This window comes from Sporosarcina sp. P7 (assembly GCF_002743425.1).
Taxonomy (GTDB): Bacteria; Bacillota; Bacilli; order Bacillales_A; family Planococcaceae; genus Sporosarcina.
Map to the genome: position 1 here is coordinate 136,136 of NZ_PDZF01000009.1, position 12,771 is coordinate 148,906.

The 12,771-nt window shown below is 40.5% G+C and carries 14 protein-coding genes; 10 read left to right on the top strand and 4 right to left on the bottom strand.

Annotated features, from left to right (window positions below):
• The first annotated feature begins 46 nt into the window (after positions 1-46).
• Positions 47-859, top strand: coding sequence for a recombination regulator RecX (gene recX, locus CSV60_RS10520; RefSeq protein ID WP_099636957.1), 813 nt, complete (start codon positions 47-49; stop codon positions 857-859).
• Complete coding sequence (locus tag CSV60_RS10525) at positions 849-1,181, top strand: YfhH family protein (protein ID WP_099631783.1); 333 nt, start codon at positions 849-851, stop codon at positions 1,179-1,181. Before recX ends, CSV60_RS10525 begins: the two co-directional genes overlap by 11 nt.
• Positions 1,182-1,220: 39 nt before the next feature.
• Here the strand turns inward: CSV60_RS10525 and CSV60_RS10530 are convergent, their stop codons facing one another.
• The gene (locus tag CSV60_RS10530) at positions 1,221-2,204 is read right to left on the bottom strand and encodes a metal-dependent hydrolase (protein WP_099631784.1); all 984 of its coding nucleotides are present in this window, start codon (positions 2,202-2,204) and stop codon (positions 1,221-1,223) included.
• 97 nt (positions 2,205-2,301) lie between these two features.
• On the opposite strand from CSV60_RS10530, the gene mutY reads away from it, so the two are divergent.
• The 4 genes from mutY to CSV60_RS10550 all read left to right on the top strand — a co-directional run bounded on the left by mutY (position 2,302) and on the right by CSV60_RS10550 (position 6,273).
• On the top strand, positions 2,302-3,348 hold the full coding sequence (mutY, locus tag CSV60_RS10535; protein ID WP_099631785.1) for an A/G-specific adenine glycosylase: 1,047 nt from the start codon (positions 2,302-2,304) through the stop codon (positions 3,346-3,348).
• A 72-nt stretch (positions 3,349-3,420) separates the two neighbouring features.
• On the top strand, positions 3,421-3,735 hold the full coding sequence (locus CSV60_RS10540; RefSeq protein ID WP_099631786.1) for a gamma-type small acid-soluble spore protein: 315 nt from the start codon (positions 3,421-3,423) through the stop codon (positions 3,733-3,735).
• A gap of 195 nt (positions 3,736-3,930) precedes the next feature.
• Positions 3,931-4,479: a nucleoside tri-diphosphate phosphatase gene (gene ntdP, locus CSV60_RS10545; protein WP_099631787.1), complete on the top strand. Its 549-nt coding sequence runs from the start codon at positions 3,931-3,933 to the stop codon at positions 4,477-4,479.
• A gap of 48 nt (positions 4,480-4,527) precedes the next feature.
• Positions 4,528-6,273, top strand: a complete 1,746-nt coding sequence (locus tag CSV60_RS10550; RefSeq protein ID WP_099636958.1) for an ABC transporter ATP-binding protein — start codon at positions 4,528-4,530, stop codon at positions 6,271-6,273.
• 136 nt (positions 6,274-6,409) lie between these two features.
• Here CSV60_RS10550 and CSV60_RS10555 read toward each other — a convergent pair whose 3' ends face one another.
• Both CSV60_RS10555 and CSV60_RS10560 read right to left on the bottom strand, forming a co-directional pair.
• Positions 6,410-7,489, bottom strand: a complete 1,080-nt coding sequence (locus CSV60_RS10555; RefSeq protein ID WP_099631789.1) for an FUSC family protein — start codon at positions 7,487-7,489, stop codon at positions 6,410-6,412.
• Between the two features lie 74 nt (positions 7,490-7,563).
• The gene (locus CSV60_RS10560; protein WP_099636959.1) at positions 7,564-8,850 is read right to left on the bottom strand and encodes a glutamate-1-semialdehyde 2,1-aminomutase; all 1,287 of its coding nucleotides are present in this window, start codon (positions 8,848-8,850) and stop codon (positions 7,564-7,566) included.
• A 172-nt stretch (positions 8,851-9,022) separates the two neighbouring features.
• On the opposite strand from CSV60_RS10560, the gene bcp reads away from it, so the two are divergent.
• From bcp to perR, 3 genes are all read left to right on the top strand, one after another.
• The gene (bcp, locus tag CSV60_RS10565) at positions 9,023-9,496 is read left to right on the top strand and encodes a thioredoxin-dependent thiol peroxidase (protein ID WP_099631791.1); all 474 of its coding nucleotides are present in this window, start codon (positions 9,023-9,025) and stop codon (positions 9,494-9,496) included.
• Positions 9,497-9,508: 12 nt separating this feature from the next.
• Positions 9,509-10,453 carry a D-2-hydroxyacid dehydrogenase gene (locus CSV60_RS10570; RefSeq protein ID WP_099636960.1) on the top strand — a complete coding sequence of 315 codons (945 nt, stop codon included), beginning with the start codon at positions 9,509-9,511 and terminating at the stop codon, positions 10,451-10,453.
• A gap of 102 nt (positions 10,454-10,555) precedes the next feature.
• A complete protein-coding gene (perR, locus tag CSV60_RS10575) occupies positions 10,556-11,002 on the top strand; it encodes a peroxide-responsive transcriptional repressor PerR (RefSeq protein WP_099631793.1) in 447 nt (148 codons plus the stop codon).
• 40 nt (positions 11,003-11,042) lie between these two features.
• Here the strand turns inward: perR and CSV60_RS10580 are convergent, their stop codons facing one another.
• Positions 11,043-11,399 (bottom strand): YgzB family protein, encoded by a 357-nt coding sequence (locus CSV60_RS10580; protein WP_099631794.1) that lies wholly within the window; start codon positions 11,397-11,399, stop codon positions 11,043-11,045.
• A 158-nt stretch (positions 11,400-11,557) separates the two neighbouring features.
• Between CSV60_RS10580 and CSV60_RS10585 the strand changes: the two genes are divergently transcribed.
• Positions 11,558-12,421: a nucleotidyltransferase-like protein gene (locus CSV60_RS10585; protein WP_369803177.1), complete on the top strand. Its 864-nt coding sequence runs from the start codon at positions 11,558-11,560 to the stop codon at positions 12,419-12,421.
• The last annotated feature ends 350 nt before the right edge of the window (positions 12,422-12,771 follow it).

Consider the following 12,771-nt stretch of genomic DNA (forward strand, 5'->3'; position numbering starts at 1 on the left):
ACCACCACTAGAAGCGGTATACTAAGATAAAGTAGGTGATGGAAACGTGCCGCTTATTACCAAAATATCACAACAAAAACGAGATAGCGAACGTTATAATATTTTTCTTGATGATCAATATGCATTTAGTGTCCATGAAACGGTCCTAGTGAAATTTGAACTCACGAAAGGAATGGAATTGGATAATTGGTCAACGGAAGAGATTGTGTATTCCGACCAGATCGAAAAGGCATTTAATCGTGCATTGCATTTTTTATCATTCCGAATGCGGAGTGAAATGGAAGTTAAAAAGAAATTGCTTGAAAAAGACTATGGGGAAGCGGTTGTTCTGGAAGCTATCGTGAAATTAAAACGACTGGGCTTTTTGAATGATGAAGCATTTTCGGAAGCTCTTGTACGTACAGAAAAAAATAGTACGTTAAAAGGTCCGAGAGCTATTCAGCAATCCCTCTATAAAAAAGGTATACCCAAAGAACTGCAAACTCAAGCATTGGAGGAATATACAATGGAAGATCAAATGGCTAATGCTATGAAGCTGGCTGAAAAGACGATGCGATCGAATAGTTCACAGCCACCAGCACAAGTTAAGCAAAAAATACAAAATACATTAGCTAGAAAAGGTTTTTCTTATCAGCAAATTTCGGAAGTTCTCAGCAGTGTAACGATCGAACGTGATGAAGATGAATGGTCCGATATCACGTCTACATTTGGCGAGAAGGCGTGGAGGCGGTACCAAAGCAAATACTCAGGATCCGATCTTAGACAGCGCGTGAAACAATCTATGTATCAAAAGGGCATTCCACTTAGTCAAATCGATCAATTTATTGAACAGAAAAGGAATGAAGAAGATGAGTACTGAAAAACATTATAGTGATATGAATGAAAACGAACTGCGCAGCGAAATCGCCAATCTAATGGAAAAAGCACGTAAGGCAGAACAGATGGGGATGATCAGTGAATATGCGGTTCACCAAAGAAAGGCAGTTCTTGTGCAATCCTATCTTGTAGATCCAGCTAGCATCAAGCCAGGCGAGATGTACCGCATTGAAGGGGACGATGGAGTCTTCTTTCAAGTAGATTACCTCAAAGGATTGTTCGCTTGGGGCTATCGCTTAGGTGGCGAGAGAGCGGAAGAAGCGTTGCCTCTTGCTATGTTGAAAGATATAAAAAGTGGAAAATAAACAAAAAAGAGCGCTCGTGCAATACTGCACGAACGTTCTTTAGTTGTTTGGAGCGAAATTAAGCTTTTTACGCAACTTTTCTTCAGAGAATATCCATCCTGTATAGGAATTGACTACTTCCAAGTCTTCATTCACATGGGCGACTGCGACGAATGGGTAGTAACCCTTACTTCGATAACGTAAATCAATTAAACGAACTTCGTAAATATGGCCTTCTTCCGAAATCGACCAACGATATAGTGGGGAGAATGAAGTGAAAGCCTGCATGTTCGGATCTTCCAATGCCACTTCAACTACGGGGGACATCGGCATCACTTCACGCTCGAATCGTTCGTAGATTGTAATGGAACGTCCGTATGCTCGTCCTACAAAATGATCAACGTCAGTCGTGGCAGCTATTCGCCACTGAAAGAAGTTCATCGTGGGTGCAGTAAATATATGCGTTGCGTTTGGAATCGTCTTCTTCACTGCATTCTTCACTGCGCTCTTAACTGCGAAGCGCAATAGGTAATAGAAGAAGATGACGACATATAATATAGACATCGTGAAGACTGGGGGTGCGCCGAACACCCATGCCAGGATCGCAATGACATGGAGTCCGAAAATAATTGGATCAAATGTATTAATGACTCCTATGGCCACCCACTTTTGAGAAAATGGGCGAAGGGCTTGTGTACCATATGAGTTAAAGATATCCACAAATACATGTGTGAATACCGCTAAAAAAGTCCAAGCCCAGACGTGAAAGAAAATGGCGCCAGGAACAAAGATAGTCAATAATATGGAAATCAGCAACGGCCATAGCATTACAGCTGGAACCGAATGCGTAATACCGCGGTGATTACGTAAATAGACAGCGTTGTTTCGAAGTTTCAACACCGTATCGATATCGGGAATTAGTGAACCGATCATAATACCCGCAAAAACGGCGCCCATTGTGGCAGGTTCAGTTGCTACGACTGAATCAGCAAGAGCCAATCCACTGATCGCAACACCCATAGCAATATGTGTACCCGTATCCAAATCATCACTCCTTTATTGGAAGAGTTGTATACTATCTATAATTATATACCCTTTATTATCATAACTAAAAGTATTTACACGAAGAAGCGAGGTCCATATGCAAATTATTGAACAAAAGAAGGCATTCCAAGATGCGTTATTAAATTGGTATGAAGCTGAAAAACGGGACCTACCCTGGAGAAGGACGGACAATCCATACTATATTTGGATTTCGGAAGTTATGTTACAACAGACACGAGTAGATACTGTAATACCGTATTATGAGCGTTTTATTGAAAAGTTTCCTACGATGCAAGATCTTTCAGCTGCACCTGAAGAAGATATCTTGAAAATGTGGGAAGGACTAGGGTATTACTCCAGAGTACGTAATTTGCAGTCGGGCGTGAGGGAAGTTGTTGAAACATATGGTGGTAAAGTCCCTAATAACCGAAAAGAAATTTCTACTTTAAAAGGTGTGGGACCCTATACGGCAGGTGCTATCTTAAGTATTGCCTATGGTGTACCTGAACATGCAGTAGACGGGAATGTTATGCGGGTATTGTCGAGAATTTTATTAATTGAGGAAGATATCGCTTTGCCGCGTAATAAAAAGTTATTTGAACAAGCTGTGATGCAATTAATTTCGGAAGAGAATCCATCTTCCTTCAACCAAGCGCTTATGGAACTGGGTGCCACAATTTGTACGCCGAATCCACATTGTTTATTATGCCCTGTTAGGGAATTTTGTATCGCCTTTGAAGAAGGAAAACAACGGCAATTGCCAATTAAGATAAAAAAACAAAAAATGAAGCATGTTACGATGGCGGCTTTCGCGATTCAAAATGAAGAGGGCAAATGGCTGTTGCAAAAACGTCCAAGTACCGGACTGCTTGCTAGCCTTTGGGAATTTCCGATGATCGAACTTCAAGATACTTCTGCAGTGGAAACATTTGAAAAAGAGAATGGATTGAAATTAAATCATATTCAAGAGTTACCGCATGTCCTTCACGTATTTTCCCATATCACATGGAATATTCATGTGTATCGTGCACAATTGGAAGCTCCACAAGCAGAAGGCGATTTGCAGTTCTTCACTAAAGAGGAAGTGGAAGCATTGCCAAAGTCAAAACCTGTCCTGAAAATTATCGAATTGCTGGAATGGTAAAAACTTTAGACCCTACCGTGAATAAAATCCTGACTTATAGGACATCATAGTGAGTACGGAGGTGAATAAAACATGCCAAACCAATCAAATCGAAATTCACAGCAAAACCCATCTATGACAGATGCGAACCAAGTGAAGAAACAAAATGCGCAATCATCGATGAATGAAGAGTTCGCTTCCGAGACGGACGTTAATCAAGTTCGTCAGCAAAACGCGCAGTCTGCAATGAACATGCAGTCTTCTTCACAAGCGATGCAGTCCTCTATGAACGAGGAGTTCGGATCTGAAACAGATGTCAATGAAGTGAAACAACAAATCAACAAAGCAGAAGCAAACAAACAAAAAGCTTCAGGAGCGCGTGCGAACCAGTATAAAGGTTCAAACTAAGCGTTAGACATCGACGACCGGTAGAAAAGGCTGTTATAAGCCATTTCTACCGGTTTTCTTGTGTGAAAAAACATGCCGAGGTCCTACTGGATTCAATCAAATACGAAATAGATGGTTGAATCGTTTTAAATTTTGGAAAGCTGTTGGTATAATAGACAAATAGCAAGAGCGGTAAGGCTCAAAGGTGGTATAAAAATGGCGATTCCAAAAGAAGGAGAAACGGTACAGATACACAGCTACAAACATAACGGCAAAATTCATCGTGTCTGGCAAGAGACACTCGTATTAAAAGGCACACGCAATATTATTATCGGTGGCAATGAACGCACGCTCGTGACAGAGTCTGATGGTCGTACTTGGCTAACACGTGAGCCATCAATTTGCTATTTCCATGCAGAAAACTGGTTTAACATCATTTGTATGCTACGTGAAGATGGTGTCTACTATTATGTCAACATGAGTTCGCCATTCGTTTACGATGAAAAGTACTTGAAGTATATCGATTATGACTTGGATGTAAAAGTGTTTCCTGATATGAGCTATTTGATTCTCGATGAAGACGAATATGCGGATCATAAGCGTCAAATGCATTATCCGGAAGTTATCGACTTAATCTTGCAGGATAACTTAAAGAAGCTTCTTGGCTGGATCAAACAAAGGAAAGGTCCCTTTGCTCCTGATTTCATTGATGTCTGGACTTCACGTTATGAATTTTATAAGCAAATTCAAGAAGAACAAAGCTAGACCTGCTTGCATTCGTGCAAGTCAGGTTTTTTTAGTAGGGGGAATAGAATGGGCGAGAGTATTAAACGTTATCTTCAATTCGTAAAGCCTTATAACTGGCAAATTGTCTTCACCGTTCTCATTGGTATTGTGAAGTTTGCTATTCCATTGTTTTTGCCATTATTAATTAAAATTGTGATTGATGATATTATCGGTTCGCCGACATTAAGTGATTCTGATAAAACGAAGCAATTATTTTATTGGCTCGGTGGCACGATCATTGTGTTTTTCTTGATCCGTCCACCTGTGGAATATTATCGTCAATACTATGCGCAATTAGTGAGTAATAAAATTTTGTTTGATATCCGCAAATCGCTTTACGGTCATTTGCAAAAGCTTGGACTTCGTTTCTATTCCAATACACGTGCAGGTGAAGTAATTTCGCGAGTTATCAATGACGTAGAACAGACAAAAAACTTCGTCATGATTGGTTTGATGAATGTCTGGCTTGATTTGGCTACCATTGTTATTGCAATTGCCATCATGTTGACTCTGGATGTGGAGCTGACACTCGTTACATTGCTCGCATTTCCGTTTTATGCGTTTAGCGTCAAGCATTTCTTCGGTAAATTGCGTCAACTAACACGCAAACGATCCCAAGCACTTGCCGATGTACAAAGTTATTTACATGAGCGTGTGGCGGGCGTCAGTATTATTAAAAGTTTTGCAATCGAAGACAAAGAGCAGGAACGTTTTGATGAAGTAAACAATAAATTTCTTGACCGGGCAATTGAACATACACGCTGGAATGCCAAAGCATTTGCAGTTGTCAATACGATTACCGATGTGGCTCCTTTACTCGTTGTTGGCTATGCTGGTTATCAAGTAATCAATGGTTCTTTAACAGTTGGAACGATGGTTGCTTTTATTGCTTTCATAGAAAGACTCTACTCACCGTTACGTCGTCTTGTAAACTCATCTACTTCCTTGACGCAATCATTTGCTTCAATGGACAGAGTACTGGACTTAATGAATGAAAAGTATGACGTGGTCGATAAAAAGGATGCGAAAGTTTTACCATCGATTGCTGGGAAGATTGAGTTTGATCGTGTCAGCTTTGCGTATGAGGAAGATGAAGTACTGACAAATATTAGTTTGAACATCCGCCCTGGCGAAACGGCTGCACTTGTTGGGGTGAGTGGTGGAGGAAAATCAACTATTATCAGTTTGATTCCGCGTTTTTATGATGTTACATCGGGCGCTATTCGCATCGACGGTCATGATATTCGTGACGTAAAAGTTAAATCGCTTCGTAATCAGATCGGTATGGTACTTCAAGATTCAATTCTATTTAGCGATTCTGTCAAAAGTAATATTTTGATGGGGAAACCGGATGCGACAGATGAAGAAGTCATTGCTGCAGCGAAAGCCGCAAATGCGCATGACTTTATTGAAACACTGAGTGATGGATATGATACAAGGGTAGGAGAGCGTGGCGTGAAGTTGTCTGGTGGACAGAAGCAACGTATCTCCATTGCCCGCGTTTTTCTTAAGAACCCGGCATTGCTCATCTTGGATGAAGCAACATCGGCTTTGGATTTAGAAAGCGAAGCGCTCATACAGGATTCTTTGGAACGCTTGGCCCACAATCGCACAACGCTAATCGTCGCACATCGCTTATCTACCATTACGCATGCGGATTGTATTTATGTGATAGATCATGGGGACTTGAAAGAATCTGGTACTCATTCGGAGTTGATGAAACTAAACGGCACGTACGCTGGTTTGTTCAATCGCCAAGAATTTGGGGGATAATAGGGTCGATGCGAGTGAAATAGTGTGAGTCTGTAACGGCAATCCGAACTATTTGGCAAATGAACTTCGGCTATGTATGTAAACAATTTATACAAATAAAAACGGTGGAGGACTATACAAGTCCACCACCGTTTTATTAATAAAATTCATCTTCTAGAATATTTTCTTCATCTTCATATCGTGTTTGATAAGAAGTGATCAAGGTATCCAGATGCTCCAGCTGTTCCTCGTAATTCAGGATAGCAGATAGGACATGAAGTAAGTGATAGGAAGAGAATTCCTCTTCCTCATTAGTAATCGCAATTTCCTTCACGAAAATATTCATCACTTCTTGTCGTTGAATAAACTCACTATGGGTTTCTTCGTCGTCGAAATCCGCCTTTAACTTACCGACAAATTTCAGATGAAGCTGTTCATGATAGACGAGTAATGATTCCAGACGCTCCTGAATCATCATACGGAAGTGCTCGGGGAGATTGATGAGTTCATTTTCAAACTTATGCAGCCTTTTTAGCACGTCATAACTACTCCTAGTTGTACCGATCAATTGGCGATAGACAACAAGCCGTCTCGCTTTTGCGGCAGAAGTTTTTTTGAAGTAGCTGCGCTCTTCTTTAAATAATAAGTACAGCTGATCAATTTGTATTAGGCGTTCCTTTAACTTACTCAATGATTTCTTCATAGCTGTGTGTTCCGAAGCCTGACGACCAGCTAGACGCGTCCAACGAATAATTTCATCTTGTGCTTGATGAATCGCCTGAAATAGTTTTGTTTCATATTTTGGTGGCATAAATACTAGATTCACGAGGAATGCCGCCAGTACACCTACCAAAATTGTACCTACGCGTAGGAGAGCAAATGTTAAGAAGGCGTCGTCTTTAACCTCCATCACTGCAATCATCGTGACGAGTGCAAGTGACATAGACTTTTCAAGTCCGAGTTTCAACATAATCGTCATGACGATGACAGCTGCCAAACCGACGATGATTAATTGTGGCCCGAAAATAAGTGTGAATAAGACTGCTATAGTGGCACCGATTAAATTACCTTGCAACTGTTCTACTATTGTTAAGTAAGATCTGTAAATAGAGGGTTGGATTGCGAAAATAGCTGCAATACCTGCGAACACTGCTGTAGGTAATTCTAGTAAATTTGCGAGGAACAGAGCAAACACAATCGCAATACCCGTCTTAAAGACGCGGGCACCAAGTTTCATTGGGTAATTCCTTTCCTAAAAGCTTTTTTATGCTAACTTTACAATATACGCATAAAACGGTCAATTGTTCTATTTCAAAGTGCTTTAAATGCACGTTCTACTGCTTCAAGTGTTTCGTTTATATCTGACTCGGTATGAGCAGAAGTTAAGAACCATGCCTCATACTTTGATGGTGCTAAGTTGATACCGTTTTTCAGCATCTCTTTAAAGAAACGGCCGAAGATTTCTCCGTCTGTCTCTTCAGCTTGCTTGTAGTTTTCCACTTTGACGTCCGTGAAAAACAATGTAAGTGCCCCTCCTAGACGATTGGTCGTCAATTGGACACGGTGTTTTTTAGCCAACTTTAGTATGCCATCTTCAAGTAAACCGCCTAAGCGATCCATCTCATCATAGATACCTGGTTCTTGAAGTACTTCAAGACACGCAATTCCTGAAAGCATAGATGCAGGATTTCCCGCCATTGTTCCGGCTTGATAGGCAGGGCCGAGTGGAGCGACTTGTTCCATAACTTCTTTTTTACCGCCATAAGCACCGATCGGCAAGCCGCCACCAATAATTTTTCCGAATGCTGTTAAATCCGGTTGAAGTCCGAGTAACGTTTGTGCCGCACCATAATGAAAACGGAACGCTGTAATGACTTCATCATAGATAGTCAAAACACCATGCTCTTTTGCCAGATCATGAACGAGTTCCAAGAAACCTTCATTTGGCTCGACAATACCAAAGTTCCCGACAATCGGTTCGATTAGAATACAAGCAAGTTCATCACCCCATTGTTCCATCGCTGCTTTATAGCTTTCGGGATCATTAAACGGAATGGTAATGACCTCTTCCGCGATAGAAGAAGGTACGCCTGCAGAATCTGGTGTGCCTAATGTAGCAGGACCTGATCCGGCAGCTACTAATACAAGATCCGAATGGCCGTGATAGCAACCCGCAAACTTCATAATCTTTGTACGTCCAGTATATGCCCTTGCTACACGAATTGTTGTCATGACAGCCTCAGTACCTGAATTCACGAAGCGGACTTTGTCCATTCCTGGAATAGCCTCTTTTAACATTTTGGCAAATTGTACTTCGTGGCGTGTAGGTGTGCCGTACAGTACGCCTGTTTCCGCTGCCTTCGTAATTGCTTTGGTTATGTGAGGGTGCGCATGTCCTGTAATGATCGGACCGTATGCCCCCAAGTAGTCAATATAACGATTGCCGTCTACATCATAGATATAAGCGCCTTCTGCACGTTCCATGACAGTAGGTGCACCTCCGCCAACGGCTCCATAAGCACGGGCAGGGCTGTTGACGCCACCCACAATATGTTCACATGCTTCAGCATAAATTGCTTCTGAATTTTTTCGGTTCATTAGTTAATTCCTCCAAATCAATTATACGTTATCCATTTTAGCATTAATCCAAGTGAAGTCTCTACTATCAGAGTGAAGTATAGGTAAATTGTAAAATTCAAATACTTCCGATACGATAAGTAGGGAGAGATCGAAGTACGCTATTCGTCTATATATTAAAGGAGGATTCACAATGGAAAAATTAGAGGGAAAACAAGCACCAGCATTTTCGTTAGCAAATGAAAATGGTGAAATAGTTTCATTAGACCAATTTAAAGGAAAGAAATACGTAGTGTTATACTTTTATCCAAAAGACTCAACACCTGGCTGTACGACAGAGGCTTGTGATTTTCGTGATGCGCAAGCGGATTTTGAAGGGTTAAATGCTGTAGTGCTAGGTGTCAGTCCTGACCATGCGGCTTCCCATCAAAAGTTTATCGCGAAGCACGGCTTGCCATTTTCTTTATTGGTAGATGAAGATCATATAGTGGCTGAACAGTATGGTGTGTGGAAGCTAAAAAAGAACTTCGGTAAAGAGTATATGGGAATAGAGCGATCGACATTCTTAATTGATCCAACGGGTACGGTAGTGAAAGAATGGCGGAAGGTTCGTGTGAAAGGTCATGTAGCAGATGCACTTGCGACTTTGGAGCAACTGACGAACTAGGAGGTAGATAATATGAAGATATTATTCACATTTAAGATTGAAACCTCATTTAAAGAGCAATTGATAGAAAAATATCCGAATGTCGAATTTTTGCATACAACAAATATTGATGAAGCTTCATTGGAAGATATAGATGTAATCGTGACAGATGGTGGGGATTTGAGATCAGAACATGTCGAAAAAGCTCTTAAATTGAAATGGGTCATGGTTGCGGCTGTAGGAGTCGATACATTGCCGAGCGAAGCGCTTCAGGCGCGAGATGTTCTAGTTACTAATTCCCATGGGGTTCATAAAATGCCGTTAGCCGAATCCGTACTGGCACATTTACTATCCCTTGAAAGGGGATTACCAGATATCTATAAAAGAGAGACGGAGAAAAAATGGGCGTTAGACTCTTTGCCTAGTGAAATAAATCACTCCACGGCTTTAATAGTAGGAACAGGAGCAATAGGAGGAGAAATCGGAAGGCTTCTACAGGCATTTCATGTACATACAATTGGATGTAACCGTACAGGTCATTCAAGTCCTTATATGAATGAAGCGATTTCTTTAGATGAAATTATGGGAAAACTACCTCACGTCGATTATGTGATTTCTATATTGCCAAGCACACCTCAAACGCGATGGATTTATCAACCGGAACATTTCCGTGCCATGAAAGAGACGGCTGTTTTTATGAATGTGGGCAGGGGCGACGCAGTAAAAGAGCAGTATGTGTTGGATGCGTTAAAACAAAATGAAATTCGTCATGCGGTGCTTGATGTCTTTGAAACAGAGCCGTTACCTAAGGAAAGTCCATTTTGGGAGTTGCCGAACTGTACGGTATCCCCTCATATGTCCAGTCTGTCAGATCAATATATTAAACGATCTTTAGACATTATGGATACGAATCTTGAGAAATGGGTAGTGGGAGATCAAGATCTCATCAATCAAGTGGATTTGTCGAGAGGCTATTAATGTAGCATTACCGGCAGAATAGTTGACAATACACCCCACAGTTGAGTAAACTAATTATAATGATTATAAAGAAGTAATCCTTATGAAGTGAGGTGCATTACGATGCCTGGAGTGTTCTTAAAAGATGCATTAGTAACATTGAAAGAAAGTGGTGTGAGAATTACTCCGCAACGACATGCGATTCTCGAGTATTTAATCACATCCCATTCACATCCAACTGCTGATGAAATCTATAAAGCGCTAGAAGAAGATTTTCCTAATATGAGTGTGGCTACAGTTTATAACAACTTACGTGTATTCCAAAACTCTGGATTAGTAAAAGAGTTGACTTATGGAGATGCATCGAGTCGTTTTGATTTTGTGACACATGATCATTACCATATTATTTGTGACGATTGTGGAAAAATCGTAGATTTCCATCATCCTGGTCTAGAAGAAGTAGAACGTCTTGCAGCGCATGTAACCGGGTTCCAAGTAAATTCACATCGACTGGAAGTATACGGAACTTGTCCTGACTGTGCAGCGACGCAACAAAATCAAGCAAAATAAAAGAGTGTAGCCCACTGGGGTTACACTCTTTTATTTAGTATTATTTTTCTTGCTTCACTTTTTTATTATACGCGATGTCGAATTCTTTACCTTCAAGGTTTGGATCAAGTGTTAATGGCTCGCGGCAATGTCCACACATATCAACCCGTCCGAGTACTTTCGTATGCTTACCGCAATTCGGACATTGTACTCGTATAGCCCGTGTCGATAAAGTACCAATCCAAGCGTACACTACTGTACTACCGATAATGGCAAGCATTCCCAAGAACATAAAGATCAGCATGACAATTTCATTGGAACGGAAAAAGATTCCGATGTACATAATGACAACGCCAATGAAAATAAGTGCCAAGGCAAACGAACGAATGCGATTTATTTTATTTTTGTAAGGCTTCATTTCAAGTTTCCTCCTAACGCTATCCTCACCTAATATATCATATTATTATTTAATTGCAGTATAAACTCCCTTTAAAATAAAGGACTTTATGTGAAAATCGTCGAATTAGAGTATTCGAGACGGTATATAGAAAACTGGGAGGCGAGAAAGTGGAGCAAATGCTACGACCGGTGTATCAAGAGAGAGCAAGTTTACCTGAGACATTAAGCGTGCTTCTCATTGGTAATCAAAGAGAAGACGACCCGATCACTGATACCTTTGATGAAATCTTATTTATTATTACCTCAAACAATGAGATACCCATTCAAACAAAACATTATACAGATGGCAGACGTAAGGCCGCTATGCACATCATTAGTGAACGACAATTAACGCATTGGTTGCTTGTAGGGACGAACAAGAAAATCATCGATTGGCTTATCCTTGGAAAAGTATTTTTTGACCGTGATGAATATGCGGAACGACTGAAAGAACGTTTATCAGAAGAGCCGTTGTTTGGTCGGGGTATTAAAATGGGAATGGAAATGGCTAAAATGATTCGCGCTTATAATGAAGGGAAAATTCATTTCGAAAGAAAACAATATATGGATTCCTATCTATACGCGATCAATACTTTGCATCACCTAGCTAGGTTCGTTGCTGTTAAACGTAATGTCCTACCTGAAAATACTGTCTGGGCACAGATGAAGAAAATAGATCCAGCTGTTTTTAAGTTATATGAAGAACTGATTGGCAGTGAAGAGGAATTAGGGAAGCGTTTGGATTTGGTATTCTTGGCAAGTGAGTTCTTCATCCATAACTACACGAATGAAGCAGCTGTGCATTTGTTGACGATTATGAGTGAAAAGGAATCATGGACTGTTCAGCAATTATATGAACAGGATGAGCTAGCGTTGTATTCTTCGGATTTAGAATTCTTTATCGAGCATTTAGTGGACAAGCGTCTAATAGAAATTACACAAGTAGCATCTAAAAATGACTTGCTATTCCATAGAGAGTACCGTATTATAAGAGCTCGGTAGCTGTCATAGAGCGATTCTATGATCGCTCTACAATTTTTATTGAAATAGTTGTTGACTTATTCTTTGGTATCATGTTATTATAGTAAATGTCGCTTGGGGCAAACGTTCTAACAGCGCACACAAAACATTCGAAAAAAGAATTTTAAAAAAGACTTGACGAATGAATGCAAGATGAGCTATATTAGAGAAGTTGCTTTTACAAGAAGTGCAAAACACGAACCTTGAAAACTGAACAGCAAAACGTTAACGAAATACAGTTTGTGCACCTAACGGTGACACAAACAAAATGAGTATCTTAATTGATGCCAGCAAATGAAACTCGAGCTAATCGAATTTTCATTTTACTGACT